Origin of the sequence: Shewanella phaeophyticola (genome assembly GCF_025398315.1) — a bacterium.
GTDB lineage: Bacteria > Pseudomonadota > Gammaproteobacteria > Enterobacterales > Shewanellaceae > Shewanella > Shewanella phaeophyticola.
This window is the reverse complement of sequence record NZ_JAODOQ010000001.1, coordinates 4,214,238-4,240,932: the sequence shown is the minus strand read 5'-3', so window position 1 is coordinate 4,240,932 and position 26,695 is coordinate 4,214,238. Positions and strand designations below refer to the sequence as shown.

General features: G+C 43.0%; 19 protein-coding genes, 1 rRNA gene and 9 pseudogenes. 17 read left to right on the top strand and 12 right to left on the bottom strand.

Translation table 11 applies throughout. The annotated features are described in order from the left end of the window. Window positions 1–117 precede the first annotated feature (117 nt). Window positions 118–1,282, bottom strand: a pseudogene (gene fadA / locus N4T56_RS19710) (acetyl-CoA C-acyltransferase FadA). A 22-nt stretch (window positions 1,283–1,304) separates the two neighbouring features. Beyond that, a pseudogene (gene fadB, locus N4T56_RS19705) lies at window positions 1,305–3,454 on the bottom strand (fatty acid oxidation complex subunit alpha FadB). A 234-nt stretch (window positions 3,455–3,688) separates the two neighbouring features. On the opposite strand from fadB, the pseudogene pepQ reads away from it, so the two are divergent. The 4 genes and pseudogenes from pepQ to hemG (N4T56_RS19685) all read left to right on the top strand — a co-directional run bounded on the left by pepQ (window position 3,689) and on the right by hemG (N4T56_RS19685) (window position 7,680). Beyond that, window positions 3,689–5,008: pseudogene (gene pepQ / locus N4T56_RS19700) on the top strand (Xaa-Pro dipeptidase). Beyond that, a complete protein-coding gene (locus N4T56_RS19695) occupies window positions 5,001–5,690 on the top strand; it encodes a YigZ family protein (protein WP_261734370.1) in 690 nt (229 codons plus the stop codon). The pseudogene pepQ and the gene N4T56_RS19695 overlap by 8 nt, the downstream one beginning before the upstream one ends. Next, window positions 5,690–7,148, top strand: a pseudogene (locus tag N4T56_RS19690) (TrkH family potassium uptake protein). Before N4T56_RS19695 ends, N4T56_RS19690 begins: the two are co-directional and overlap by 1 nt. Next, window positions 7,148–7,680: pseudogene (gene hemG / locus N4T56_RS19685) on the top strand (menaquinone-dependent protoporphyrinogen IX dehydrogenase). The pseudogenes N4T56_RS19690 and hemG (N4T56_RS19685) overlap by 1 nt, the downstream one beginning before the upstream one ends. Window positions 7,681–7,698: 18 nt before the next feature. Here the strand turns inward: hemG (N4T56_RS19685) and N4T56_RS19680 are convergent. Continuing rightward, on the bottom strand, window positions 7,699–8,004 hold the full coding sequence (locus N4T56_RS19680; RefSeq protein ID WP_261734369.1) for an ArsR/SmtB family transcription factor: 306 nt from the start codon (window positions 8,002–8,004) through the stop codon (window positions 7,699–7,701). A 194-nt stretch (window positions 8,005–8,198) separates the two neighbouring features. On the opposite strand from N4T56_RS19680, the gene hemG (N4T56_RS19675) reads away from it, so the two are divergent. Then, window positions 8,199–8,750: a menaquinone-dependent protoporphyrinogen IX dehydrogenase gene (gene hemG, locus N4T56_RS19675; protein ID WP_261734368.1), complete on the top strand. Its 552-nt coding sequence runs from the start codon at window positions 8,199–8,201 to the stop codon at window positions 8,748–8,750. 115 nt (window positions 8,751–8,865) lie between these two features. On the opposite strand, the pseudogene trkA reads toward hemG (N4T56_RS19675), so the two are convergent. The 4 genes and pseudogenes from trkA to def form a co-directional block, all read right to left on the bottom strand. Next, window positions 8,866–10,276: pseudogene (gene trkA / locus N4T56_RS19670) on the bottom strand (Trk system potassium transporter TrkA). Window positions 10,277–10,292: 16 nt separating this feature from the next. Further along, a pseudogene (gene rsmB / locus N4T56_RS19665) lies at window positions 10,293–11,575 on the bottom strand (16S rRNA (cytosine(967)-C(5))-methyltransferase RsmB). A 1-nt stretch (window position 11,576) separates the two neighbouring features. Beyond that, window positions 11,577–12,532: pseudogene (fmt, locus tag N4T56_RS19660) on the bottom strand (methionyl-tRNA formyltransferase). A 15-nt stretch (window positions 12,533–12,547) separates the two neighbouring features. Beyond that, on the bottom strand, window positions 12,548–13,054 hold the full coding sequence (gene def / locus N4T56_RS19655; RefSeq protein WP_261734367.1) for a peptide deformylase: 507 nt from the start codon (window positions 13,052–13,054) through the stop codon (window positions 12,548–12,550). Between the two features lie 126 nt (window positions 13,055–13,180). Between def and N4T56_RS19650 the strand changes: the two genes are divergently transcribed. The 7 genes and pseudogenes from N4T56_RS19650 to hemF all read left to right on the top strand — a co-directional run bounded on the left by N4T56_RS19650 (window position 13,181) and on the right by hemF (window position 18,031). Then, on the top strand, window positions 13,181–14,287 hold the full coding sequence (locus N4T56_RS19650; protein WP_261734366.1) for a LysM peptidoglycan-binding domain-containing protein: 1,107 nt from the start codon (window positions 13,181–13,183) through the stop codon (window positions 14,285–14,287). A gap of 84 nt (window positions 14,288–14,371) precedes the next feature. Further along, entirely contained in the window at window positions 14,372–14,914 is a 543-nt protein-coding gene (locus N4T56_RS22970; protein ID WP_449329052.1) for a DNA-processing protein DprA, read from the top strand. A gap of 22 nt (window positions 14,915–14,936) precedes the next feature. Beyond that, the gene (locus tag N4T56_RS22965; RefSeq protein WP_449329051.1) at window positions 14,937–15,389 is read left to right on the top strand and encodes a DNA-processing protein DprA; all 453 of its coding nucleotides are present in this window, start codon (window positions 14,937–14,939) and stop codon (window positions 15,387–15,389) included. A gap of 2 nt (window positions 15,390–15,391) precedes the next feature. Next, window positions 15,392–15,865, top strand: coding sequence for a DUF494 family protein (locus N4T56_RS19640; RefSeq protein WP_101033474.1), 474 nt, complete (start codon window positions 15,392–15,394; stop codon window positions 15,863–15,865). Between the two features lie 59 nt (window positions 15,866–15,924). Then, window positions 15,925–16,488 carry a DNA topoisomerase family protein gene (locus N4T56_RS19635; RefSeq protein WP_261734365.1) on the top strand — a complete coding sequence of 188 codons (564 nt, stop codon included), beginning with the start codon at window positions 15,925–15,927 and terminating at the stop codon, window positions 16,486–16,488. Between the two features lie 39 nt (window positions 16,489–16,527). Beyond that, a pseudogene (locus N4T56_RS19630) lies at window positions 16,528–17,094 on the top strand (L-threonylcarbamoyladenylate synthase). A 4-nt stretch (window positions 17,095–17,098) separates the two neighbouring features. Continuing rightward, window positions 17,099–18,031, top strand: coding sequence for an oxygen-dependent coproporphyrinogen oxidase (gene hemF / locus N4T56_RS19625; protein ID WP_261734878.1), 933 nt, complete (start codon window positions 17,099–17,101; stop codon window positions 18,029–18,031). Between the two features lie 28 nt (window positions 18,032–18,059). Here hemF and N4T56_RS19620 read toward each other — a convergent pair whose 3' ends face one another. Then, window positions 18,060–18,494 (bottom strand): group II truncated hemoglobin, encoded by a 435-nt coding sequence (locus N4T56_RS19620; RefSeq protein WP_261734364.1) that lies wholly within the window; start codon window positions 18,492–18,494, stop codon window positions 18,060–18,062. 159 nt (window positions 18,495–18,653) lie between these two features. Between N4T56_RS19620 and N4T56_RS19615 the strand changes: the two genes are divergently transcribed. From N4T56_RS19615 to N4T56_RS19600, 4 genes are read left to right on the top strand one after another with little or no spacing between them, the layout of a single operon-like run. Next, complete coding sequence (locus N4T56_RS19615; RefSeq protein ID WP_261734363.1) at window positions 18,654–20,036, top strand: amidohydrolase; 1,383 nt, start codon at window positions 18,654–18,656, stop codon at window positions 20,034–20,036. Window positions 20,037–20,047: 11 nt separating this feature from the next. Next, on the top strand, window positions 20,048–21,304 hold the full coding sequence (locus N4T56_RS19610; RefSeq protein ID WP_261734362.1) for an amidohydrolase family protein: 1,257 nt from the start codon (window positions 20,048–20,050) through the stop codon (window positions 21,302–21,304). A 31-nt stretch (window positions 21,305–21,335) separates the two neighbouring features. Then, complete coding sequence (gene aroE, locus N4T56_RS19605; RefSeq protein WP_261734361.1) at window positions 21,336–22,124, top strand: shikimate dehydrogenase; 789 nt, start codon at window positions 21,336–21,338, stop codon at window positions 22,122–22,124. Between the two features lie 43 nt (window positions 22,125–22,167). Next, the gene (locus N4T56_RS19600; RefSeq protein WP_261734360.1) at window positions 22,168–22,422 is read left to right on the top strand and encodes a DUF1488 family protein; all 255 of its coding nucleotides are present in this window, start codon (window positions 22,168–22,170) and stop codon (window positions 22,420–22,422) included. Between the two features lie 27 nt (window positions 22,423–22,449). On the opposite strand, the gene N4T56_RS19595 is transcribed toward N4T56_RS19600, so the two are convergent. From N4T56_RS19595 to N4T56_RS19580, 4 genes are all read right to left on the bottom strand, one after another. Then, complete coding sequence (locus N4T56_RS19595) at window positions 22,450–22,677, bottom strand: GGDEF domain-containing protein (RefSeq protein WP_261734877.1); 228 nt, start codon at window positions 22,675–22,677, stop codon at window positions 22,450–22,452. Next, window positions 22,658–22,900, bottom strand: coding sequence for a GGDEF domain-containing protein (locus N4T56_RS19590; RefSeq protein WP_261734359.1), 243 nt, complete (start codon window positions 22,898–22,900; stop codon window positions 22,658–22,660). The genes N4T56_RS19595 and N4T56_RS19590 overlap by 20 nt, the downstream gene beginning before the upstream one ends. 68 nt (window positions 22,901–22,968) lie before the next feature. Next, window positions 22,969–23,673: a GAF domain-containing protein gene (locus tag N4T56_RS19585; RefSeq protein ID WP_261734358.1), complete on the bottom strand. Its 705-nt coding sequence runs from the start codon at window positions 23,671–23,673 to the stop codon at window positions 22,969–22,971. A gap of 253 nt (window positions 23,674–23,926) precedes the next feature. Beyond that, window positions 23,927–24,478, bottom strand: a complete 552-nt coding sequence (locus tag N4T56_RS19580; protein ID WP_261734357.1) for a gamma carbonic anhydrase family protein — start codon at window positions 24,476–24,478, stop codon at window positions 23,927–23,929. A gap of 547 nt (window positions 24,479–25,025) precedes the next feature. On the opposite strand from N4T56_RS19580, the gene N4T56_RS19575 reads away from it, so the two are divergent. Continuing rightward, window positions 25,026–26,569, top strand: a 16S ribosomal RNA gene (locus N4T56_RS19575). Window positions 26,570–26,695 lie beyond the last annotated feature (126 nt).

Genomic DNA, 26,695 nt, shown 5'->3' with positions numbered 1-26,695 from the left:
ACGTGGAACATTAGCCAAAGCAGAAAAAATTTAAAAATAAAAAAACGAGCCAAATTGGCTCGTTTATAGTGTTTATTCGTAAACTAAGTTTGGCTCAGTTTTTTAATTAAACGATTTTTATACACGCTCAAATACTGTCGCGATACCTTGACCTAAACCAATACACATAGTGGCAAGACCAAGCGTAGCATCTTTTTCTTCCATTAAGTTTATTAGCGTAGTTGAGATACGTGCACCAGAACACCCTAATGGATGACCTAGTGCAATTGCGCCGCCGTTAAGGTTAATCTTTTCATCGACAACATCTTGTAAGCCAAGATCTTTAACACAAGGTAAAGACTGAGCCGCAAAGGCTTCGTTTAGTTCGATAAGATCTAAATCGGCAACTGACAAGCCTGCACGGGCTAATGCTTTCTTGGTAGCAGGAACTGAGCCATAACCCATAATTGCAGCATCACAACCGGCAACCGCCATTGAGCGAATACGTGCACGGATGGTTAGCCCTAAAGCGCGCGCTTTAGATTCTTCCATAACCAACATTGCAGAAGCGCCGTCAGATAATGCAGATGACGTACCTGCGGTTACCGTACCGTTTGCAGGGTCGAATGCTGGGCGTAAACCGGCTAAAGATTCTAATGATGTTTCAGGACGAATCACTTCATCAGTCATCACTTTAATTAATGCACCGTTTGCATCATGGCCTTCAATGCCCCAAATTTCTTTAGCGAAGCGACCTTCAATGGTTGCTGCATGTGCACGTTGATGTGAACGTACGGCAAATGCATCTTGTTGTTCACGAGTGATACCGTGCATTTTACCCAGCATTTCAGCGGTTAAGCCCATCATGCCAGATGCTTTTGCTACGCGGTTTGCCATACCCGGATGAAAATCAACACCGTGGTTCATTGGTACGTGGCTCCATGTGCTCAACACCACCAATAATGAAAGTGTCACCTTGGCCAGTCATAATGGCTCGAGCAGCTTGATGTAATGCGTCCATTGATGAACCACATAGACGGTTTACAGTTACAGCACCTGCCGTTTTTGGAATACCAGCAATTAATGCAGCATTACGAGCGATGTTGAATCCTTGCTCAAGCGTTTGCTGTACACAACCCCAAATCACATCTTCGATGTCGTTTGGGTCTAATTGTGGATTACGCACTAGTAGTGCTTTCATTAATTCTGCAGACAATGTTTCTGCACGTACATTTCTAAATACCCCAGCCTTAGAGCGGCCTATAGGGGTACGAATGCAGTCTACGATAACAGCTTGTTTCATGATTTAATTCCTTTCCCACTGATTAGGCTTGGTAGTAACTACCGTTGTTGGCTGCAAGTTCGCGCATTGCGTCGGTAACTTGATATAAGCCACCAAGATGTGCGAATTTGTCTGCTAGGGCAACAAAATTGGCTACGCCCATGGTATCTATGTAACGGAATACACCACCACGGAATGGAGGGAAACCAATACCGTAAACGAGACCCATATCGCCTTCAGCAGGTGATGCAATAATGCCTTCTTCTAAACAACGAACCGTTTCGATGATCATTGGGATCATACAGCGAGCGATTATGTCATCTGACTCAAAGGCCTTTAATGCGCCAAACTCAGCGCTTAATAATTCGTAGCTTGTAGGATCTATATCTTTTTTCGGTTTTCCACGACGGTCAACTGAGTAAGCATAGAAACCTTTGGTGTTTTTCTGACCTAGACGCTTGTTTTCAAACATAATATCGATAGCGTCTTTGCCATTTTTACCCATGCGATCAGGGAACCCCTCAGCCATAACCGCTTGTGCGTGGTGGCCGGTATCTAAGCCGACAACGTCAAGTAAGTATGCTGCGCCATTGGCCAGCCAAATTGTTTTTCCATGACTTTATCAACAGCGGCAAAGTCAGCACCTTCAGCAAGCAGGCCACTAAAGCCAGCGAAGTATGGGAACAACACGCGGTTAACGAAGAAGCCTGGGCAGTCGTTTACTACGATTGGTGTTTTACCCATTTTGCTTGCGTAAGCGACAACCGATGCAATGGTTTCGTCTGAACTGTGCTCGCCGCGGATAACTTCAACTAATGGCATTTTATGCACAGGATTAAAGAAATGCATGCCGCAGAAACGCTCAGGCTTTTTAAGGCTTTTTGCTAGCAAGTTAATTGATATTGTTGATGTATTTGAAGCAATGATGGCATCTTCAGATACAAAATTTTCAACTTCAGCTAATACGGTTGCTTTCACTTTAGGGTGCTCAACAACTGCTTCTACTACAATGTCGCTATCTTTAATGGCGGCATAATCAAGCGATGGAGTGATGTTGTTAAGTACCTTAGCCATTTTTTCTGGGGTAGAGCGGCCGCGAGCAACTTGTGTTGATAGAATTTTAGCCGCTTCATTTAAGCCTAAATCTAATGCAGGCTGGGCGATGTCTTTCATCACGATTGGCGTGCCTTTACTGGCACTTTGGTATGCAATACCACCGCCCATGATACCTGCACCCAATACAGCTGCCTGGTTAACATCTTTAGCCAGTTTGCTGGCTTTTTTGGCTTTACCTTTTACAAACTGGTCATTTAAGAAAATACCAATTAGTGCTTGGGCTACATCTGTTTTAGCTAGCTTGATAAACGCTTGCGCTTCAACTTTTAATGCACCGTCGCGATCTAAACCTGCAGCTTGCTCAACCACATTCACAGCAGCCATTGGTGCTGGATAATGTTTACCCGCAACAGAGAACACCATGCCTTTCGCGGTAGCAAAAGACATCATGGCTTCAAGCTTTGGTAACTGAAGTGCTGATTGCTTTTTAGTGCGACGTGTTTGCCAGTCAATGCTGCCATTTAATGCATCGTGCAACATTTGTAGTGCTGCTGCTTCTAAATGTTCTGGCGCAACCACGGCGTCAATGGCGCCAACTTTTAATGCATCTGCCGGGCGTTGATCTTTTGCTGTAGTGATCCACTCAACGGCATTATCTGCACCGATAACACGTGGTAAACGCACTGTGCCACCAAAACCAGGGATAATCCCCAGTTTAGTTTCTGGTAAGCCAACACGTGCATTGGTATCTGCAATACGTAAGTCGGTTGCTAAAATGGTTTCGAAACCGCCGCCCAATGCAAATCCATTAACCGCTGAGGCTGTAGGGAATGGTAGGTCTTCAAGCTTATTAAATACCGCGTTAGCTTGTTCAACCCAAGCTTGTAACGTCGCATCATCCTGCTGGAATAGACTCAAAAATTCAGTGATATCAGCACCAACAATAAAGGTGCTTTTTGCTGATGTCAGCAATAACGCTTTGATATTGGTGTTTTGCTTTATGCTGTCTAATGCAGCATCAAATGAGGCTAGAGTTTCTCTGTCGAACTTGTTTACCGAACCGGGTGCGTTAAAACACAGTTTGGCAATATTATCTTCAAGTAACTCAACCTGAATGGTAGGGCTTTGGTAGATCATTGCTTGCTTCCTTATTGCTTAAAAGCGACTTCCACATCTTATTTACTGTGCAGTTATCAAGCTCAATTCACAGCAGTTTAGGCCATCTATTGACCAATTGATTGTCAGTGTGCGACTAAATGAGAAAAATTACAACACCCAATTTAAACGGCCGTTTAATTTTTTATCATCTAGCGATGAGTTTTTTAGTTTGTGATAGACTTATTGGGTTAAAACTTATCAAAGGGACAATCTATGGATCAGTTAGCCCATCTATATCATGCGCATATTACCGAGCTTAATCGTCGTGTTGCTGATATTTGTCAGCGTGAAAACCTTGCCGGCATTGTGATTCACTCGGGACAACCTCATAGACAATTTTTAGATGACCTAAATTACCCCTTTAAAGTCAATCCACAATTTAAAGCTTGGCTGCCAATTTTAGACACCCCTAACTGTTGGGTAATTGCTAATGGACAAGACAAGCCGACTTTAGTGTTTTATCGTCCGGTAGATTTTTGGCATAAAGTGAATGATGTGCCACAAACTTTTTGGACAGAACATTTTAATATTCAGTTATTAACAAAGCCTGATCGTATTGCTGATTACTTACCTAAAAATATGACCGCATGAGCCTATATCGGTGAGCACTTAGATGTGGCTGATGTGTTAGGTTTTACAGCCCGTAACCCTGATGCTGTGATGAATTACTTACATTATCATCGCGCTGATAAAACACAGTATGAGCTTGAGTGTTTGCGCCGCGCCAACCAAATTGCCGTTAAAGGCCATTTAGCGGCCAAAAATGCGTTTTATAATGGGGCGAGTGAGTTCGAAATTCAGCAGTGCTATTTATTGGAAATCGGCCAAGGTGAAAATGATGTTCCCTATGGCAATATTGTGGCATTAAATCAAAATTCTGCGATTTTACATTACACCGCACTTGAGCATACTAAACCTGAACAAAGGTTATCTTTTTTGATTGATGCGGGTGCTAATTTTCATGGATATGCTGCTGATATTACACGTACTTATGCTTTTGAGAAAAACCGTTTTTATCAATTGATTGTCGCGCTTAATAAAGTGCAACTCGCCATTATTGAACAGATGAAACCCGGGGTTAAATATGTTGATTTACATATTGCGACACATGAGCATATTGGCCAAATACTCGTTGATTTTGAACTTGCAACCGGCACCGTTGAGCAATTAGTTGTACAAGGCATTACCAGTGCTTTTTTCCCTCATGGCTTAGGGCATATGTTAGGCTTGCAAGTGCATGATATGGGCGGTTATGCTCATGATGAGCGCGGTACGCACATTGCTGCGCCAGACGCGCATCCATTTTTACGCTGCACTCGAGTATTAGCCGCAAATCAAGTACTGACAGTTGAGCCGGGAATTTATATTATTGACAGCTTACTTGAACAATTATCGCCGTCTGCAAAACAAATGATTAACTGGAAAACGGTTGATGAACTGCGTCCTTTTGGTGGGATCAGAATAGAAGATAATGTAATCGTGCATCAAAACCAGGTCGAGAACATGACAAGAGAGTTTGGTTTAGTTGATTGAGTCATATTTAATACCTCAAGCTAACGTGTTGATAGAGGAAGAGATAAAGCATAGCCGCTTTATCTCTTTGTTGTTTCATTGTCCAAATCAACAACAAATGAAGTTAGCGCTTACTGACATAAAGTTACAATATCCAGGAGCGAGTCATTATTGTTATGCTTTTGTGGCTGGCAGCCCTGAAAATACCATTGATATGGGGGCGAGCGATGATGGTGAACCGTCGGGTAGTGCCGGAAAACCCATGTTAGCGTGCCTGCAGGGAGCGAATATTGGTGAGCTTGGTGCAATTGTTGTGCGTTACTTTGGTGGTACCAAGTTGGGTGTGGGAGGGTTAGTTCGTGCTTATACCTCAGGGATTAAGCAAGGATTGCCTCAAGTACAAACGCAAATAAAACATATACGCTACCCAACGAGTTTAGTGTGTCATTATGCGCAATTAACCGATGTAGAATATTTAGTTAATCAACATGATGGCGTGGTTATTGATAAAGTGTTTACTGATAGGGTTGAAATTCATTTTGAATTGGCCAAATCATACCATCAAGATTTTAATCAAGCTTTAGCGACCCTGACTCAAGTGCCAGTTACAAGTAAAGTTTACAGTTTGACCAATGGCGAACTTATGCCAGAATGTCATTCAATTGTTAACATGGTCGCAGTACAACCTAAACAGAATCCTTAATGCAATATAAAACAATTATTAGAATCACCGGTTTGCTGATGGGATTATTTTCAATCACCATGTTACCGTCGGCATTAGTGGCTATCTTGTATAAAGATGGCGGTGGTACTGCGTTCATTCAGGCCTTTTTTGTCAGTATCTTTTTGGGCTTTTTATTGTGGTATCCCAATCGTCATCAAAAAGGTGACCTTCGTACCCGCGAGGGATTCTTGATTGTGGTGTTATTCTGGACGGTTCTTGGGTCGATAGGGGCGCTGCCGTTTATTTTTTCCAATGAGCCGAATCTCAGTTGAATCAGACAGTTTTTTTGAATCCTTTTCAGCGCTAACCACCACAGGGGCAACCGTTATTGTTGGCCTTGATGAGCTACCTAAATCGGTATTGTTTTATCGCCATTTACTGCAGTGGATGGGCGGCATGGGTATCATTGTACTTGCTGTGGCTATTTTACCGCTGTTAGGTATTGGTGGTATGCAGTTATATAAAGCTGAAGTTCCTGGTCCAGTAAAAGACACCAAAGTTACTCCTCGTATTGCCGAAACAGCCAAAGCTTTGTGGTACATTTATTTTATGCTGACAACCTTGTGTGCGTTAGCATTTTACTTTGCCGGAATGGACGCTTTTGATGCTATTTGTCATTCATTTTCAACCATTGCGATTGGCGGATTTTCTACCCATGACGCCAGTTTAGGGTATTTTGATAGCCCATTAATCAATGTGATTTGTGCGATTTTCTTACTGATTGCAGCCGTCAATTTTAGTCTGCATTTTGCCGCATTTAGTTGGCGTGGGATTAACTTTAAAATCTATTTTAAAGATGCTGAATTTAAAGTGTTAATTGCCGTGCAGCTGGTATTAACAGCCATTTGTTTTATGACGCTATATCAGTCTGGTGTTTACGATTCAGCAGAACAAACCCTCGATTATGCATTCTTTCAAGTGGTATCTATTTCCACTACCGCAGGATTTGGCACTGAAAGTTTTCATTCCTGGCCGTTGTTTTTACCTATTTTGTTAATATTTTCGAGCTTTATTGGTGGTTGTGCGGGTTCAACCGGTGGCGGTATGAAAGTGATCCGCTTGATTCTATTGGTGTTACAAGGCTCGCGCGAATTGAAACGTTTAGTTCATCCTAAGGCGATGTATTCAATCCGGATCGGCGGAAATGCATTACCAGACCGGATTATTGATGCGGTTTGGGGATTCTTTTCTGCCTATGCGCTGGTGTTTGTGGTGTGTATGGTGATTTTAATGGCCATGGAAATGGATGCAATGACGGCATTTAGTGCCACTGCGGCGAGTATTAACAACTTAGGCTCTGGTTTAGGAGACGTTGCATCAAGCTATGCTAACGTGACAGATGGCGCTAAGTGGGTATTAATTGTTGCGATGCTGTTTGGTCGATTAGAAGTCTTTACATTATTGGTGTTGTTTACCCCTACTTTTTGGAAAAATTAATGTTAAAAACGGCAATTCTGTATTCAACAGTTGATGGACAAACCTTGGCTATTTGTCAGCGAATTGAGCAAGTACTTTGCGAAAGTGGCGAGCAAGTGACAGTGATTAATCTAACGGATGTGACAGCTGAGCAGCTCGCTGCAATGGATAAAGTGGTGATTGGTGCCAGTATCCGCTATGGCAAGCATCGACCGGAGTTATTTAAGTTTGCAGCGCAAAACCAAGCATTGCTCGACACTAAGTTGAACAGTTTTTTTACCGTAAACGTTGTAGCGAGAAAACCGCTAAAAAATACCCCTGAAACCAATCCTTATATGCAAAAGTTTTTAACCTTATCGGTTTGGAAACCTGAACTGCTTGGGGTTTTTGCCGGTAAAATTGATTACCCACGTTATCGATTTTTCGATAAGGTTATGATTCGTTTCATTATGTGGATGACCAAAGGCCAACAGACACCAGCGGCACTTTTGAGTTTACCGACTGGGATAAAGTAGAAGGCTTTGCCAAGAAAATTGCGGCACAAAAGCGTTAACAAAACGCCTTATTCAGATTAGGCGCAATAACGGCGGTGTAAAATGGATATGACTTCAGTCACTTGTTCATTTTTAAGGGTGTAATACACCACTTGAGAGCTTTTTCGTGTATTCACTAAGTCCTGCGTGCGCAATACGGCTAAATGTTGTGACAATGCCGACTGGCTCAATGGCACTGTTTCATTTAGCTCTGTCACACTGTGTTCTTTTTCCAGCAGTAAACATAAAATCATCAGTCGATACGGATTCGCTATTGCCTTTAGCCATTGCGCGGCTGTTTCAGCATTATTAAGCATGGTGACGACATCGATATTTTGCTGCATGAGTATTCCAACCTAGTGAACTTGAGTTAGTTTAACACTAACTACCTATTTAGTATCATCATACTTCTGCACTTCACAGATCTCAATTTTAACTATTAAATATATGAGCTATTTCTAATTTGTGATCATTGCTCAGGTTTAAAAACCACTTTTTATGCCAAACTGAGGCAAATAACGCAGTAATGAGACATAACATGGCGCACATATTAGTACTTTATTATTCTCGTGGAGGGCACACGGCTCAAATTAGTCGTGCTATTGCTGATCAAATTATCGCTAATGGTGATCAATGTGATGTAGTGAATATCCATGATACTAAACAAAAACCGATTGAATGGGATAAATATCAAGCCGTAGCTTTAGGTGCCTGTGTTTTATATGGCTCATACCATAAGTCGGTTTTTGAATTTGTCAGCCAACATCAACAAGCGTTATCGAATATTCCAAATAGCTTTTTTTGTGTCAATGTGGTGGCGCGTAATCCTGAAAAACGCATCCCTGAAAACAATAAATATTTACAGAAGTTTTTAACCTTGTCGGCCTGGAAACCACAAGATGTTAAGATTATTGCCGGTAAAGTGGATTATCCATCTTGGCCTTGGTACGACAGTTTAATGATTAGATTGATCATGAAAATGACTGATGAATCGACAGATCCTACCGCTATTATTGACTATACCGATTGGGAAGATGTGAAAGCTTACGGCAATCATATAGCTAAGCTAGCCCAGGTTGAGTTTAGCTAACGGTGACATGATTTAATGAGATAGCTTAGCGCTAAAGCACGGCAAAAGTTGCCGTGCTTTTTAGTGGCTGAAAATTAGTATTGTATTGGTGTAACTCGAGCTCAAAAAACTCACCTTAAAAGAAAAATGCACTCGGCTGAAAGAGCTTTTCTACATCGCCGATGAATTTTTTATTCACTAAAAATAAGATGACATGATCACCTTGTTCTATCACGGTTTTGTCATGGCTCATCAATACTTCATCGTTTCGTACTATGGCACCAATGGTGGTTCCTGGTGGTAGCTTTATTTCACCAATTTGTTTGCCAACGACTTTTGATGTACTGGCGTCACCGTGAGCGATAGCTTCTATGGCTTCCGCTGCGCCACGACGTAGTGAGTAAACGTTACAAATATCGCCTTGGCGAATGTGAGTCAGTAGCGCTGAGATTGTGGCTTGCTGTGGTGAAATTGCGATATCGATATTAGCTTCTTGTACAATGTCGACGTAAGCTTCACGCTGAATGAGCACCATCACTTTTTTGGCCCCCATACGTTTTGCGAGTAATGCCGACATAATGTTTGCTTCGTCATCGTTGGTGACGGCAATAAACACATCAGTTTGATCTATGTGTTCTTCAATCAGCAATTCTTGGTCTGATGCGTCACCACAAAAAACTGTTGTTTTATCAAGTTTTTCAGATAGTTGCTCGGCTCGTTCTTGTCGGTGTTCAATCAGTTTCACTGAGTGATTACGTTGCAGCTTTTGTGCTAAGCCAAAGCCGATATTACCGCCACCCGCAATCATAATATTGCGGTATGAGTTATCGAGTTTTTGCATTTCGCTCATTACCGCACGAATATGGCGACTGTCGGCAACAAAAAACACTTCATCATCGGCTTCAATAATGGTGGTACCGCGCGGCATAATCGGCCGACCTTGTCTAAAAATCGCCGCGACTCGGGTATCAATATTGGGCATGTGCTCACGTAATGTGGCTAATGCATTGCCAACTAAAGGCCTCACCATAATAAGCTTTTACTGCGACTAGGCTCAACTTACCCTTTGCAAATTCAAGTACTTGCAATGCACCTGGGTATTCAACCAGCCTTTGTATGTAAGTGGTTACTAACTGTTCTGGAGCAATAAGCTCGTCGATAATAAAACCACCTCGCGGTTTCGCATCACCGGCTTTAATCTCACTGTTGATAAACAGTTTATCTTGTAATTCTAGGTAGGCTTCGGAGCGAATTCGGGCAATTTTTGTCGGTGTACCAAACAAGCTGTAAGCTATTTGGCAAGCCGACATATTACATTCATCACTGTTTGTCACAGCAATTAGCATGTCGGCATCTTCGGCACCCGCTTCTTTTAATACACTTGGATGTGCGCCATGACCTACAACAACACGTAAATCAAACTTATCTTGCAGTAGCCTTAGCCTTGCTCGGTCGCTATCGACTAAGGTGATGTCATTATTCTCACCGACTAAGTTTTCAGCTAATGTGCCGCCAACTTGGCTCGCCCCTAAAATAATAATCTTCATGGCTTTGGGTACATCCTTAAATTGCTTTAACTAGGCGCGCGTAATAAAAACCATCCATATTGTCTTGGCCGGGTAAAATCTGCCAACCAATGTCTTCGGGATTTGATTGTTGTGCGATGGGCACTAACTTAGCGTCTGGCGTGCGGGCTAAAAATTGCTCAACTTGTTGGCTATTTTCTTGCGGTAAAATAGAACAGGTTGCATACAATAATGTGCCACCGGGTTTTAGCCATTGCCAACAGTGATCAAAAATTTGTCGTTGTAAATTGGCTAACTCTTCAATGTCGTTGTTTTTACGTAGCCATTTGATATCTGGATGGCGGCGGATAACTCCGGTTGCTGAGCATGGCGCATCCAGTAAAATACGGTCAAATTGTTGCCCTTGCCACCATGAGTCAATATCGGCAGCGTCGCCGTGAATAACTTGCGCTTTTAAATGCAGTCTGTCTAGATTTTGTTGTACTCGTGCAAGCCGTTTTTCATCAAAATCGACCGCAACAAGGTTAATACTTGGGGCGAGTTCGATTAAATGACAACTTTTACCACCAGGTGCGGCGCAAGCATCTAACACTAGCTCATTTGCCGCTGGTGCTAAGAGTGTCGCGGCCATGTAGCCGCGCCATCTTGCACCGACGCTGCACCTTGCATAAACGCTGGCAAGTTGGCGACATCTTTAGGGCTGTCGAGTAAGATTGAATCTGGGCTCGAGCCTGCTTGGGCACTAATCTCTTGTGTCGTTAATGTGCTTAAATAGTCTTCACGCGATTGCGATAAACGATTGTTGCGTAGCCACATTGGTGGACGTTGGTGGCTTTGCTCAATAATGGCTTGCCAGTTATCTGGATAGGCTTGTTGTAAGCGTTTAATAAACCAGGCTGGGGTATTAAAACGTAGCGTATCTGAGTCGGTGTTTAACACAGCATCTTGGCGCTGAATATTGCGTAAAACGCCATTTATGACCTTTACTAGTCCATCAAAACGCAGTTGTCGACAGGCTTCTGCTGTTTCTGAAATGGCGGCATGTGCAGGAATGCGGGTGAAGTAAAGCTGATAACAACCGACTATCAATAACTGATGTAAAATGCGTTGTTTGCCTTTAAATGGTTTTGCAAGGCAATCACTTACACATTTGTCTAACTGTGGTAATTGTCGCATAACTCCATAGCAGAGTTCAGCTAACAAGGCTTTGTCTTTACCGTTTTGTAAGTGTTGCTGTTGATCGGGTAGCGCAACCGATAACGAGATGCCTTTTTCAAGTACTTCATAAATCGCTTTAGCTGCAAGTGCACGCACATTCATGCTAGTTAGCCTCTTGGTTTAAACACACACCAGCAGCAAACCAATCACTACGAGCATTTAAGATATCAGCCACATTTAAGGGCTTTTTGTTAGGTAGTTGCATGGTTTCAATGATTAATGAGCCGTCAGCCGTTGCAACTTCAATACCTTGTTTAGTGGCCGAAATCACAGTGCCCGGGGCTTGCGAGCATGTTTGGGCATTGTAGGTAGCTTGCCATATTTTAATGACGCTTTGTTGATGTTCAAAGTAGCTAACTGGCCAAGGGTTAAAAGCGCGGATCTCTTGCCACAATTGTTTAGCACTTTTGTGCCAATCAATACGAGCTTCTTCTTTGGAGAGCTTTTCTGCGTAGTTTGCTAAGGCTTCATCTTGCTTTTGTGCTTTAAGGCTACCATCACTTAAGCCTGTTAGCGCTTCAACTAAGGCTTGAGGCCTTGTTCTGCTAGTTTTTCATATAGGCTTGCTGATGTGTCGTTTGTTTCTATAGGTAAGTGTGTTTTTAGCAGCATGTCGCCCGTATCAAGGCCGACATCCATTTGCATGATGGTGACGCCTGTTTCGGTGTCTCCAGCCCACAGTGCACGCTGAATAGGTGCGGCACCACGCCAGCGAGGTAATATAGAACCGTGAACATTAATACAGCCTAATCTTGGTGTATCAAGTACTATCTTTGGTAAAATCAATCCGTAAGCGACCACGACCATAATATCGGCATTGAGGCTGGCTAATTCTGTTTGGGCATCTTCGTTGCGTAATGATGCCGGCTGAAACACGTTGATGTTATGTTGTTGTGCTAATGCTTTAACTGGGCTGGCGGTCAGTTTTTTCCCACGGCCAGCCGGTCGGTCTGGTTGGCTGTATACGGCAATCACATCATGTTCAGAGTTTATTAGCGCCTGTAAGTGTCTGGCGGCAAAATCCGGAGTACCGGCAAAGATAATTTTTAACGGTTTCAAATTTGTTCCTACTGGTTACTTGGCGGCTAGACGAGCTTCTTTTTCAAGCTTTGTTTTTATACGCTGACGTTTAAGTGGTGACAAGTAATCCACAAATAGCTTACCTTTTAAGTGATCCATTTCATGTTGGATACAAATTGCAAACAATTCGTCGGCTTCAACGGTAAATTCTTCACCGTGACGATCAAGTGCTTTTAATGTCACAAATTCAGCACGGTCTACTTTGGCATAAATACCGGGCACAGATAAACAGCCTTCTTCGTTAGCAAAGTCACCGCTGCTTTTTACAATTTGTGGATTAATAAAGATCGTTGGACGCTCAACGTCATCTTGTAGATTCATGACGATTAGCTGTTTATGGAAATCGACTTGGGTTGCTGCAAGACCAATGCCTTTTTCTTCGTACATTGTTTCTAACATATTATCTATTTGGGTTTGTAATTCTGTACCAAAATCAGTTACAGGTTCAGCAATAGTGCGTAAACGCTCATCTGGAAATCGTAAAACATTTAATAATGGCATATATAAACTCTTAACAAGTCTGTCAAATTTCAGCCAGTTAGCTATACTGGCAGTTGCGAATAGGGTAATTTTAATCCTTACCGCCTATCAATAACAGTAAAAAGCTCTAATAAAGAGCTAAACAACATGAATCACACCATGAAACGCTTACTTTTACTTGCTTTTTTATCATTAAATATTTTTGGAGTTAGTGCTGATGTACTTACTTTGAAAGCTGGGCATCCTGATACGTATGTCGTTAAAAAGGGCGATACGTTGTGGGATATATCTGGATATTTTTTAAATGATCCATGGCGTTGGCCTAAATTGTGGGGTGTTAACCCGCAAATCGCTAACCCTCATCTTATTTATCCTGGCGATAGGCTGACATTGGTATTTATCGATGGTCAACCACGTTTAGTGGTAAAACAGCACATAAAGAAAAGTCCTGAAGGAAGAGTGGCCTCAAAAAATGGTCCTATCCCTGCAGTGGACTTAGCGCTTATTCAACCTTATTTAACGCAAAACCGAGTAGTAGATCCAGCTTGGTTTGCCAGTTTGCCAATGGTGATGAGTGGTGAGAGTCCATCACTGCACCATGTGGTGAGTGAAGTTGTTTATGTTAACGCTCCGCTTGAGGTCGGCTTAAAAGTGGCAATGTATGAAACTGGGCGTGAGTTTTTTGCTTCAGACAGAGAAGGCATGTTAGGCCAAGAGATGATTTTAGCCTCTAGTGGCCGGGTGATTGAGTCTGAGCCAATATCAAAAGTAGAGCTACTAAGTAGCTTACGTGAAACCAAAGGCGGCTTTAGAGTTGCTCCGGTTGAAGATGAAGCCTTAATGTCTGCTTATTTTATCCCAAAAGCGGCCGAGCTTACGGTTCCTACATCAATTTTAGCCATTAACGGAAAAATCCGTGAAGCCGGCAAGCTTGATGTTGTATACATTGACCGCGGTAGTGAAGATGGTGTTGAAACAGGCCATGTATTTTCAATGTATCGAGATGGTGAAATCATTACCTATGATAATGACGGTTTACCTGTACGAGCATTAGACCGTTCATCATATGACAAAGTGTTGGCGCACTTTGTTGAAGAGGCTTCGCATAAGATGCCTGACATTTTTCATGGGAACTTATTGGTATTTAAAGTCTTCGATAAAACGAGTTTAGGCTTGATTATGTTTAATGAAATCCCTGTTCGCACTGGCGACAAACTCACTAAGCCTGAGCCACTAACCTTAAAGGGTGAATAATTTCGGATAAACTGGTCGACTGGCTAGTTGTTTGTGCAGTATCTGGGTTAGAGATCAGCTCGGATTCAACAATTATTAACTCAAATGGACATTGAAGAACTTCGTCAACGTCTAGAGTTTGAACCTCAAAGCTTGCCATTATCGGCAAGCCAGCTAGCAAAATGCCAAATCGATTTTGATAAAGTTGATTTGGCATTAGCATGGCAAGAGTCGCAACCTCATCACTATATTTTAACCCCTTCAGATCCACTCTATCCTCCTTTATTACAACAAATTAGTGATGCTCCTTTAGTGTTATTTGTTAAAGGTCTCGTTACGCCATTGGTGATGCCTAGCATTGCCATTGTGGGGAGCCGAAATGCATCACGTGGTGGCTTAGATATGGCAGCGGAGCTTGCTTATCATTTGGCAAGTCAGGGTTTTGTTATCACCAGTGGCATGGCTACGGGTATTGACGGCGCTGCCCACAAAGCGGCATTGGCGGCTAATGGCTCGACGATGGCAGTTTTAGGCTCTGGAGTTGAACGTATATACCCCAAACGACATCAACAGTTGTATCACGACATTATTCAATCTGGCTGTGTTATCAGTGAGTTTTGGCCGCAAATAGGGACCCTATGCGGGTAATTTTCCTAAACGTAATCGTATTGTGAGTGGCTTGAGTTTAGGTACTGTTGTGGTTGAAGCAAACCGTAAAAGTGGCTCGTTAATTAGTGCTCGGTTGGCAATGGAGCAAAACCGTGAGGTATTTGCTGTTCCGGGCTCGGTACTCGGCGGTTACAGCCAAGGATGTCATGATTTAATTAAAAACGGCGCAAAACTTGTTGAGTCTGCTGCCGATATAATAGAAGAGTTGGGTAGTTTATCGGATTATCACCTTGAACAATTGCATCATCGGCACCATATACAGGATAATGACATTTGTGATTTGCCATTTCCTTCACTGTTAGCTAGTGTAGGTTATGAAACGACTGCAATTGATGCAGTGGTTGAGGATAGTGGGAAGCCAATAGATCTGGTGTTAGTACAAATGCTTGAACTTGAATTACAAGGGTGGGTTGCAGCTGTGCCCGGTGGTTACGTCAGACTAAAGAGGAGTTAGCCATGTTTGATATCCTCATGTATTTATTTGAAAATTATGTTCATAGTGAAATTGAACTATTAGTGGATGAAGATGAGCTCACCAAAGAGTTAACTCGAGCGGGTTTTCATCAAGTCGATATTATTAAAGCCCTTTCTTGGTTAGAGCACTTAGCTGATCTACAAGAAAGCGATAAACCATACTTGTGCAATCATGCGCAACATTCATTCCGTATCTACACCAAAGCGGAGATGGCAAAGTTAGATGTTGAGTGTCGTGGATTTTTATTGTTCTTAGAACAAATTCAAGTGCTCAGTGTTGAAACCCGTGAAATGGTAATTGACCGGGTGATGGAGTTAGATGAGCCTACATTGGTGTTAGAAGATCTCAAGTGGGTGGTATTAATGGTACTATTCAATGTGCCAGGAAATGAGTCAGCCTATGAGCAAATGGAAGATTTAATCTTCGAGCAGCCAGAAGGGCGCTTACACTCATAACAGAAAGGAGGCTTAGCCTCCTTTTTTAGGTCTATAGAAAATTATTCATTGAGAGCACCATGTCGAAAATTGATCAACAGCTGTTTACTGTCCACGAACATGCACTGGAGAAAGAGTTTGAGCTTTGTCCTGTTTGTGGTTCTGAGCTGTCGGTTAAGCACAGTAAGCATGGCAGTTTTGTTGGTTGTAATAATTATCCAACGTGCGATTATACACGGCCTTTAGTGCAGCATGAGTCAATTGAAACGCAAGTGATCAGTGGTTCACTATGCCCGCAATGTGGACATGAGTTAGCGGTAAAGTCTGGGCGGTTTGGTATCTTTATTGGTTGTACCAATTATCCTGAGTGTACTCATATTGAAAAGCATGATCACAGCAGTGAAGTTGAACAAATTACCTGTCCTCAATGCAGTAGAGGTCATTTAGAATCTCGAACGAGTCGTTATGGAAAAACTTTTTTTGCTTGTAGTGCCTACCCTAAATGCAAGTTTATCGTAAACTATCCTCCTTATAACGAGTCGTGTCCTGAATGCGGCTTTGGGATTTTAGTTGAACGAAAAGGCGCAGCAGGCAGCCGTCTTGAGTGTCCGCAAAAATCCTGTAAATATAAGCGAGTTTTATAGTTCGTTGTCATTACCAAAAATCTAATGAAAGGAAATCCAATGTTGCAACTGCAGCCATCGGCTGTCGCTACTCTTATTGAGCAAGGTGGCGTAATCGCTTATCCAACAGAAGCTGTATTTGGTTTAGGTTGTGATCCTGACAATGACAGCGCAATTGCAAAGCTATTGGCAGTAAAGCAGCGTCCTTGGCAAAAGGGATTAATCTTGGTTGCAAGTTCATTTGAACAACTATTACCTTATATTGATATTACTCAGCTCTCCGAGTCGCAGTTGCAGTTTGCGCAATCTAAATGGCTATGACCGTTTACGTTTGTAATGCCCATTAAGCCGCAGGTATCTCAATTACTCTGTGGTCAGTTCGATTCTATCGCAGTAAGAGTGTCTGCCCATCCGGTGGTACGTGAGTTATGCGAAACCCTTAATAAACCATTAGTATCGACCAGTGCCAATTTAGCGGGTGAACCTCCCGTGGTCGATGCACAACATATCATCACTGATTTTAGCGATAAAATTGATGCATTAATTTTAGGTCAACTTGGTGAGCAGCGTCAGCCATCAACAATTATCGATGCCCGCAGTGGCCAAACTCTTCGAAATGGAAGTTAATAATATGCCCAATACCCAATATCAGGTGCCGGATGCACAACAAGTTAAGTCGTTTTTGTTGGCATTACAGCAAAATATTTGTCAGAGTTTAGAAGAACTTGACGGTAAAGCGAGCTTTAAAGCTGACTCATGGGAGCGTGAAGAAGGTGGCGGCGGCACTAGCCGTGTGATGACTCAAGGTAAAGTCTTTGAACAAGCCGGGGTGAATTTTTCGCATGTGATGGGAGCTGCGATGCCTGCATCGGCTACCGCACATCGTCCTGAGTTGGCTGGCCGCAGTTTTGAGGCCATGGGGGTGTCGTTAGTGATCCACCCTAATAACCCGTTTATTCCAACCACTCATGCCAATGTACGCTTTTTTATTGCCCGTAAAGAAGGTGCTGAGCCTGTATGGTGGTTCGGCGGTGGGTTTGACTTAACGCCTTATTATCCCTTTAAAGAAGATGTGATTAGTTGGCACCAAACGGCGAAAGATATTTGCGACCCATTTGGTGAGGATGTTTATCCTAAATACAAAAAATGGTGTGATGAATATTTCTTTTTGCCACACCGTAATGAAACTCGTGGTGTTGGTGGGTTATTTTTTGATGATTTAAATGCACCTGGTTTTGAGCGTAGTTTTGCGTTTATGCAAGCGGTAGGTAATGGATTTATTGAAGCTTACGCGCCAATTGTTGAGCGCAATAAAGAACTTGAGTATAACGACGATGAGCGTCAGTTCCAACTGTATCGTCGTGGTCGTTATGTAGAGTTTAATTTGGTTTATGATCGTGGCACCTTATTTGGTTTACAAACCGGTGGCCGCACAGAATCAATCCTTATGTCGATGCCGCCATTAGTTCGTTGGGAATATGCCTTTACGCCAGAAGAAGGCTCAGCAGAAGCAGAGTTATATGAGGTTTATTTAAAACCTCAAGACTGGTTGGCGCAAGTTTAAGCATTACTCGATGATATCGCGCGAGCCGTTATCGGTTGCGCATATTGTCAGCTAACGTTGCAATAGCCTGGATAATCACTTGTTGATGTTCAGGCTTTTTTATACTGCTTTCAATGGCTGCTCGCATGCAAATTAACCATTGATCTCGCATTGATTCATCAATTGCAAAAGGCATATGTCTAGCTCTAAGCGCAGGATGACCATGTTTTTGTTGGTATAGCTGCGTACCACCAAGCCAGCCACTTAAAAATTCATATAATTTTTGTTCAGACTCTGCAATGGGAGAACGATGGATTGCGAGTAAACGCTGGGTTTCAGGCCGGGTTTGCATTTGCTGATAAAAGTCATGGGCAATAGCGCGTATGACTTTATCGCCACCAATTAAATCGTAGGCGTTAGATTGTGTGGTATCTCTGTCATCGTTAGCTTGCGTTTTAGCGAATATTTTACGTAACCAGTTCATCGTTTCGTGTGGTTAAGAATGTTACGGCCATTATATCTAATCCATCGCCGCATAGAATGATTTTGTTATTAACGTTTTGATACCAATTATTTAACGATTACGCTGTATTTCAACAGGTAACTTGGTTAGATTGGTCGCAAAATAAGAAAGGAGATCCCAATGGCCAAACAAATACGAGCTTTGGTTGCGGCGGTGTTATCTGCTGCAATTGTCGGTTGTAACCCTGCAGAACAACAAGATCCACAAGTGACTATCAATGCTAATCCATACCCTAGCACCTATCAGATATTACCTAATTCAACGACATTACTAAAAAATGCCATAGTATTAACCGGTACTGGTGAGCGTCTTGATGATGCTGATGTGTTAATTAAAGACGGTAAGATAAGCGCTGTAGGTCAACAGGTTGTTGCTGACGACGCGGTGGTTGTTGATGCTACAGGCAAGTGGGTTACTCCTGGTATTATTGATGTGCATTCACACTTAGGTGTATATCCAAGCCCCAATGCTGAGTCTCATAATGACGGTAATGAAATGACCAACCCTGTTACGGCTGAGGTTTGGGCTGAGCACAGTGTATGGCCACAGGATCCTGGCTTTAACCGTGCTCGAGAGGGCGGTATTACCACACTGCAAATCTTACCTGGATCTGCTAACTTAATTGGTGGACGTGGGGTGACATTAAAAAATGTTCCTGCGGCAACAATGCAGGCAATGAAGTTCCCTCAGGCACCTTACGGGTTAAAAATGGCTTGTGGTGAAAATCCTAAAAACCTTTATGGTAGCCGTAAAGAATTGCCCATGACTCGTATGGGTAACATGGCAGGCTACCGCACCGCGTTTATTCAAGCCACAGAATACAAACGTGCGTGGGATAAATACGAAGCAGACTACGCCGCAGGTAAAAATCCTGTTGTGCCAGAGCGCGACTTAATGAAAGATACCCTTAAAGGTGTGCTTGAAGGCGATATTCTCATTCATAACCACTGCTACAAAGCCGAAGAAATGGCAATGATGATCGACTTAGGCAAAGAGTTTGGTTATCACGCAGGGACATTCCATCACGCAGTTGAAGCTTACAAAGTTGCAGATTTATTGGCTGAAAATGGCAATTGTGCCGCGATGTGGCCAGATTGGTGGGGCTTTAAGCTCGAAGCTTATGACATGGTGTTAGAAAATGTGGCCATGGTTGATGCGGTTAAAAACTCATGTGCCATTGTGCATTCTGACTCGGGTGTCACCATTCAACGTTTAAACCAAGAAACTGCTAAAATTATGCACGCCGCAAATGAAAATGGGTTTGAGTTAGCAGAGCAACATGTGATTGGTTGGATTACCTCAAATGCCGCTAAATCATTAGGCATTGACGATAAAACAGGCTCACTCGAGCCGGGTAAAAATGCCGATGTGGTGATTTGGAATACCAATCCGTTTAGTGTGTATGCCCAAGCTGAAAAGGTGTTTATTGATGGTGCCAAAGTGTATGACCGCCAAGACCCAGCCTATCAGGCGCAAAGTGACTTTATGTTAGGCCAACAATAAGGAGCAAGACAATGACATTATTTACTAAATCAGCACTTGCTTTGAGTTTGTCTATTGGCTTGGCATTTGGCGCGAATGCTGCTCAAGCGGACAGTCTAGCGATTATCAATGCGACAGTGCATACCGCAACCGAACAAGGCGTGTTAAACAATGCCACAGTGGTTATCGAAAACGGTACGATTACAGCCATTAACCCCGACAATCCCCAAGTCGACAGTGTTATTGATGCTAAAGCGGCCACGTTAACCCCAGGGTTTATTGCTGCAATGAATGACATGGGCTTGGTTGAAGTCGGTGCGGTAGCAACCTCTCGTGATGCAAGAGATAAAGAAGCCGATATCGGTTTTGATCCTAGCTTTGCGTTTAATCCTCTCGCGAGCACCATTCCGTTTGCTCGCAAGGGTGGGATTACTCGTAACATTGTCACTTCAGGCGGTGGAGAGAGCATTTTTGCCGGTCAAACATTTGTGGCCGATTTAAGCGGGGATTTTGATAGCGTTATCGCAAACAACACCGGCTTATATGTTGAGTTAGGCGCAACCGATGATGGTTCGCGCGCCATGGGAATGCAGCAGCTTATATATCAGCTTGAAGATACCCAAAAAACGTTCACCAAAGCCAAAAAAACCAATAACTCAGATAAACATGATAGCGACGATCCTAGTCGTGAAGATAGCATTATTTCGGCAGTATTAGCCGGTGATATCCCGTTGATTGTGGCCGTTGACCGCGCAAGCGACATTATTCATTTAATTAAGCTTAAACAAGACTTCGAGCTGGATTTGATTATCGTTAATGGTGCCGATGCCGTTTTAGTTGCAGAGCCATTAGCCCAAGCCAATATTCCGGTAGTGATAGATGCGATGCGCAATCTGCCAGAGAGTTTTGATTCTCTGCATAACTCTCTTGAAAATGCCGGTAAGCTGGCAAAAGCAGGTGTCAAAGTGGCTATTGCTTTACCCGGTGATAGTCATAGCGTTTATGCATTACGTTACAGTGCTGGTAATGCGGTTGCTAACGGCATGGATTACAACGATGCGTTAGCGGCATTGACGGCCAATATTGCCGATATTTTTCATCTAGACAGTGGCCGTATTGCAGTCGGCAAACCTGCTGATCTAGTATTATGGAGTGGCGACCCATTTGAATTTAGCACTCGTATTGAAAAAATGTGGATAGCAGGTGAAGAGCAATCTTTGCAAAGTCGTCAAGATGAGTTACGAGATCGCTATTTGAAAAAAACCGATATGCCAGCCGCATATCGTTAAATTGACTCAATACCAATGAAGAGAGTTTTTGATGACCGATAAGTATGCTGTATTTGGTAATCCGATTGCCCAAAGTAAGTCACCATTGATTCATAGCGAATTTGCTAAACAAACTCAGCAAGATATTAGCTATGAAGCGATTTTGGCACCGGTAGATCAATTCTCTACTTCATTAACTGAGTTTTTTGCCAATGGTGGTAAAGGAGCCAATGTTACCGCGCCTTTTAAAGAGCAAGCTTTTACCATGTGCGATGAACTCAGTGATATGGCTAAGTTGGCGGGTGCGGTCAATACGTTGTTCAATTTACCCAATGGTAAAATTGGTGGCGACAATACTGACGGTGTGGGATTGGTTAACGATTTAGAAATGCTGTTTGGTCCCTTAAAAGGTAAGCGTGTGTTGCTGGTGGGGGCTGGTGGCGCCGCGAGAGGCTGTATTTTACCGATACTGCAACAAAATGTAGCGCAATTGGTTATTTGTAATCGCACCCATGAAAAAGCGCTAGAGCTGCAAAGCCTGTTCAATGAATATGGTAATTTTTTTGCCAAACCGATTAATGAGCTGATTTCTCCATTTGATTTGGTTATCAACTCAACATCTGCGGGGTTATCTGGTCAACTTATTGCATTACCCAATGCCATTGTTGATGCCACAACCGACTGTTATGACATGACTTACAGTCAGCAAACTACTGCTTTTAATCAGTGGGCTCAGGCGCAACATGCACGTAAAACAGCAGATGGCTTAGGTATGCTAGTGGGGCAAGCCGCGGCAAGCTTCAGTTTATGGCGTGGTGTTACCCCAGACAAAGGCCTGTAATGCACAAATTGCGTGAGCAATTGGCACAAAAGGCTACAGCGCAATGAATCAAAGTGTGATTTTTGGTGACCAGCTATTTGTCGAGGCTGATAACGTTAGGTTTGTTGCTCAGCAACAAGGTGTCAATATTAACTGTTACGTTAGCTTTGCGACGATCTCTGGGTTGTGTCAGTCGCAAATGGTGAACCAACACAATGCTGCCAGCATGTTTGAGCAATGTCAGTTTGACCTTGAAGATCAGGCTGAAGAGTTGATAAACCAGGAGGCATTTACCGACACCGGTGATATTGAGCTTTAGTTATATTCACTTTTTGCAGTCGTAAACTTATTTAGAACCTGGCATTTTGTTTTTTAAACGTTTTTGTTGGTACATATTGCTGTCAGCTTGCTTAAATGATTTGCTCCAATCTTGCTGGTATTGCGCAATACCGTAACTGAAGTAAATCGCCGGACTTAATTGGCCTAATTCTTTTTGGATTTGGGTGATCTGTGTTTCTAAAGTTTCAAGCGGATCATAGCATAAAGCAACAAACTCATCTCCCCCGTATCGCAGCCACTAAAAATGCAGGATGCCAAATGGATTTGAGTAATTGGGCGAATGCTTTTAAAGCATCATCTCCAGCTTGATGTCCATACAAATCATTTAACGGTTTTAAATTATCCATATCTAAGATAACAATATAACTTGCCTGTGACATATCGTGCTGCCATTGCAAAACTGACTCATCAAACTTCTTACGGTTATACAATCCTGTTAAGCCATCATAGTTAGCCATTAGCTCTATTTTCTTCGACTTTTGATAAAGTGAAATTGCATTGGCCGCTTCATATGTGAGTATGTTCACTAAGCTATATCGTATTCACCAAAGGCTTCCATCATGCTGCTGTCTAAGTTCATCATTCCATAAAGCTCGCCATCAATACGAATAGGGCTAGATAATGTCGAACAAATAGGTTTAGACGATGCATTGAGTAAAACAAATTGGTCATCATCCGTGAGTGTACTTTGTGAATTGACGTTGCGCATGTTATTGATGATAACGGTTCTATCTAAGCGTCCTTTGGTTAATCTATAAAGAAAGGTTTCTTCTAAGGTAAAATTAATCTGGCTAAGCTTATCTATATCAAGCCCGACTACCGAGCCAAATTGTAATCTATCTGTGTTGTTATCAATTAAGATAATGCTGCCCATTTCTGCATCATCCACAGCTGTAACTGCTTTTAGCAGTAACGCATCGATAAAATCTTGTTCAGAATCATACTGACTGGATACCTTAACTAACTCATAGGTGGTTTCATTGATACGTAAAATTTGTTCTATGTGTCGCCATAGACGCTGTATATTTTGTTTATGTGTAAAATAGCTAATGACATAACTAATAGCGTAACCACCGCCAAACAACCCCAAATATTGGTAGGCTTGCCGATTATCGAAACTAATAAATAAAATGATGCTGATCAGTACTAAAGGGATTATCAGTTGCAAGATATGCTGCTTTACATCAGTTTGAGTAAGCAGTTGGGTGTTTAGCTGGTTTTTTATCTGCACAACATCATCCTTGTTAACCGAAGCTGATATGACATTAAGGCTTAAGCATTATAAATATGAACTTCTGCAAATTTAGCACTCACTTTACAATCATTGATAACTTGGTGTTGGTAGAAGTTAACATCCTAGCTTGTCATTCATCATTAATTACTAATAAGCAAACAGAAAATACCAACCATAGATTACAACGACAATGATTTATAACAGAAACAAAATGGACTCACTAGTATTGCAGCCCATTTTGTAAGAGGAGTTAACTCGATTGGAGTAAATCCACTAAGTACTCATTTTTTAAACGTACATAATTATCGGCTGATTGAGGTAAAAAGGCACGTTCAGCATCCGTTAGCGGTCTAGCCTGTTTACAAGGGCTACCTACATATAAGAAACCACTCTGTAGCACTTTGTTTGGTGGTACCAAAGAACCAGCACCAACAATGACATCATCTTCTACTATTGCACCATCAAGTAAAATAGCACCCATACCAATCAAGACCCGGTTTCCAATATGGCAGCCATGAAGCATTGCTTTATGGCCAATCGTCACATCGTCACCAATAATCAAAGGGTGACCATTGGGGTTAGCCGAAGATTTACGGGTAACATGTAATATGCTGCCGTCTTGAACATTACTACGTTTACCGATACGGATTTTATTAACGTCTCCACGGGCAGCAACCAAAGGCCACACACTCGCGTCATGATCTAATTTTATGTCTCCGACAAGCACAGCCGACTCATCAACATAAACGTTATCAGCTAAATTAGGGTGTATTCCTTGGTAAGTTCTTATATTAGTCGACATAACAATCCTTATATATTCATGGTTTGTGACAGTATAATGCTTAAAAACTGGCTGGTCAGGCTAAATTATCTTCAAACAAGTCGAAAACAACAAATAACCTTAAAAAAGGGGTTGCACTAAATCTCATGGTGCCTATAATGCGCATCCACTGACACGGCAGACAGCGAAAGCGGTCACCGAGTTAGGTTGAATCAAGTGCTTCAAAACATTGTATTCAACAGCGAAAAGAAAGTTTGAAAAAACACTTGACGCGAAGATGGGAAAGCGTAAAATACGCCTCCCAAGCCAACGACCTAGCGTCTACCGGCGGTGCATGAAATAAGGCATCAACGCTCTTTAACAATCAAAACAAGAAATCTGTGTGGACATTCACAGGTATTGAGTTATTCGAAATTGTCTTCTTGTTCTTCGGAACGTAGGCAATCAAAAAATTTAAACTCAATGCAACGATGAATGTTCATAGCAATATGTACAAAAGACTTGTTTCACTTCGGTGAGATAAGCAATCAGAATTCATTGAGCAGAACCTTCGGGTTCGAAAAAACTTTAATTGAAGAGTTTGATCATGGCTCAGATTGAACGCTGGCGGCAGGCCTAACACATGCAAGTCGAGCGGTAACAGAAAGTAAGCTTGCTTACTTTGCTGACGAGCGGCGGACGGGTGAGTAATGCCTAGGGATCTGCCCAGTCGAGGGGGATAACAGTTGGAAACGACTGCTAATACCGCATACACCCTACGGGGGAAAGGAGGGACCTTCAGGCCTTTCGCGATTGGATGAACCTAGGTGGGATTAGCTAGTTGGTGAGGTAATGGCTCACCAAGGCGACGATCCCTAGCTGTTCTGAGAGGATGATCAGCCACACTGGGACTGAGACACGTACCAGACTCCTACGGGAGGCAGCAGTGGGGAATATTGCACAATGGGGGAAACCCTGATGCAGCCATGCCGCGTGTGTGAAGAAGGCCTTCGGGTTGTAAAGCACTTTCAGTAAGGAGGAAAGGTTAACGATTAATACTCGTTAGCTGTGACGTTACTTACAGAAGAAGGACCGGCTAACTCCGTGCCAGCAGCCGCGGTAATACGGAGGGTTCGAGCGTTAATCGGAATTACTGGGCGTAAAGCGTGCGCAGGCGGTTTGTTAAGCCAGATGTGAAATCCCCGGGCTCAACCTGGGAATTGCATTTGGAACTGGCGAACTAGAGTCTTGTAGAGGGGGGTAGAATTCCAGGTGTAGCGGTGAAATGCGTAGAGATCTGGAGGAATACCGGTGGCGAAGGCGGTCCCCTGGACAAAGACTGACGCTCATGCACGAAAGCGTGGGGAGCAAACAGGATTAGATACCCTGGTAGTCCACGCCGTAAACGATGTCTACTCGGAGTTTGGTGCCTTGAGCACTGGGCTCTCAAGCTAACGCATTAAGTAGACCGCCTGGGGAGTACGGCCGCAAGGTTAAAACTCAAATGAATTGACGGGGGCCCGCACAAGCGGTGGAGCATGTGGTTTAATTCGATGCAACGCGAAGAACCTTACCTACTCTTGACATCTAGAGAAGCCGGAAGAGATTCTGGTGTGCCTTCGGGAACTCTAAGACAGGTGCTGCATGGCTGTCGTCAGCTCGTGTTGTGAAATGTTGGGTTAAGTCCCGCAACGAGCGCAACCCCTATCCTTATTTGCCAGCACGTAATGGTGGGAACTCTAGGGAGACTGCCGGTGATAAACCGGAGGAAGGTGGGGACGACGTCAAGTCATCATGGCTCTTACGAGTAGGGCTACACACGTGCTACAATGGCGTATACAGAGGGTTGCAAAGCCGCGAGGTGGAGCTAATCTCACAAAGTACGTCGTAGTCCGGATTGGAGTCTGCAACTCGACTCCATGAAGTCGGAATCGCTAGTAATCGTAGATCAGAATGCTACGGTGAATACGTTCCCGAGCCTTGTACACACCGCCCGTCACACCATGGGAGTGGGCTGCAAAAGAAGTGGGTAGTTTAACCTTAGGGAGAACGCTCACCACTTTGTGGTTCATGACTGGGGTGAAGTCGTAACAAGGTAGCCCTAGGGGAACCTGGGGCTGGATCACCTCCTTACCTATACGACTAGCTCGATACTTGGTAGGCAATAAACTGCATCCGTGCGTTTATTGCACACAGCACATCCATGTGCTTGAGTGTTCACACAGATTGCTTGTTAACTTCTTCGGAAGTAGAGCGAAA